The 1,322-nt window shown below is 39.3% G+C and carries 2 protein-coding genes; one reads left to right on the top strand and one right to left on the bottom strand.

The window, feature by feature from the left end; all coding sequences use genetic code 11:
• The first annotated feature begins 311 nt into the window (after positions 1 to 311).
• The gene (locus A7967_RS22090; RefSeq protein WP_006794710.1) at positions 312 to 803 is read left to right on the top strand and encodes a death domain-containing protein; all 492 of its coding nucleotides are present in this window, start codon (positions 312 to 314) and stop codon (positions 801 to 803) included.
• A gap of 68 nt (positions 804 to 871) precedes the next feature.
• On the opposite strand, the gene A7967_RS22085 is transcribed toward A7967_RS22090, so the two are convergent.
• Positions 872 to 1,322 (bottom strand): group II intron maturase-specific domain-containing protein (locus A7967_RS22085; protein ID WP_280138104.1); only part of this gene is annotated, 451 nt, incomplete at its 5' end.

Below are 1,322 nucleotides of genomic sequence, written 5' to 3'. Positions count from 1 at the left end.
TGTAGAATTACTCTTTTTTAAGAAAAACAGCTTGTTTTATGGGTTCCAAATGCATTACCTAATGCTTTAAAAACGCTTAGAGTTAATTACAGGAGCTCGTTTTTTAATTGAATTTGGCTGTTAGAGTAATTCTACAGCCTCGTTGAGGCTGTAGAATTACTCTTTTTAAATAAAAACAGCCTGTTTTATTAGTTCCAAATGCATTACCTAATGCTTTAAAAACGCTTAGAGTAAATTACAGGAACTCGTTTTTTAATTGAATTTGGCTGTTGGAGTTATTCTACAGCCTCGTTATAACTCTAAGGAAAGTGATGCGTAAATTTCTATTATTGATGCCAATATTGATGGCAACTGGTTGTGCTAGCACTACGGAAAAAGAAGTAGCTCAAACCTCTGAGACACACTGTGAAAAACTAAGTAGCGTTGTTTCTGGCGCTGTTGCTATGAAGTGGGCATCAAGACAATCTTCTGAAAACTCATCTGCCAAAGAAGAAGCCTTAATGGATTGGCGTTTTTTAGCCGTTGTAAATCATGAAAGTCTAACTGAATTAGGATTGTCGCAAGATCAAATTAAGGCTCTAAGTAAAGAGATCTTCAATACAGATGTTGTAAATGAAATGTCTTACGATATGCTTTCATTCAAATATTATACGCAAGAAAAGTGCGAAATGTCTCAAAAGGGACTCACGGCTAAATCAATTGAAGTCCTTAAACCTTCAATTCAAAAATGTTGGTATAGCTCACAAACTATGGACTCTGAACAATGTGTATCAAAAATAGTGTCCGGTGAAATCGAGTTATAATCGGGTAGCCGGAGGTCTCTAACCTCCAGTCCCCACACCACCCATCATGCGGGTCCGCAATGGGCGGTTCATCTCCCGTAATGAATATTGATCCAAATATCTTTCAATGACACTAAACCTTGTGATGCTAAATAGTCATTACCTAGCGCAATGTTAATTCCTTTTGTTTTTGAGCTTCTACAAGGGCCTTTACTGGTGATACCACAGGCTATGGCGAGTCGCTCGCTAACACCCAGTTTCATTAAACTGCGTACTTTGGTACGAGGTTTTCGCCACTGCCGCCAGTAGCACATCCTTATCCTACGGCGGATCCAATGATCTAAATCCACTGTTAGTTGATAAGCGTTGGCTATTAAGTAGTAGTGTCCCCAGCCGCGTAAATACTGCGTGAGTTTATGAATTTGTAAGGTCATTGAGATCCCCCAGTTGCGGTTAGTGAGTTCCCTGACATTTGCTTTAAATTTCTTTAGCGCCTGTTCGTGGATTTGCACTTGACCGTAACGAAAGGTAAACCCGAGA

It is taken from the genome of Pseudoalteromonas neustonica (assembly GCF_001653135.1).
GTDB classification, from domain to species: Bacteria; Pseudomonadota; Gammaproteobacteria; order Enterobacterales; family Alteromonadaceae; genus Pseudoalteromonas; species Pseudoalteromonas neustonica.
The sequence above is the reverse complement of the archived record's forward strand: the minus strand, read 5'-3'. Positions and strand labels throughout refer to the sequence as shown.

What these genes read in the sequence shown, in the direction of transcription:
- A7967_RS22090 (WP_006794710.1), top strand. Translation starts at nt 312, where the DNA reads ATGCGTAAATTTCTATTATTGATGCCAATATTGATGGCAACTGGTTGT.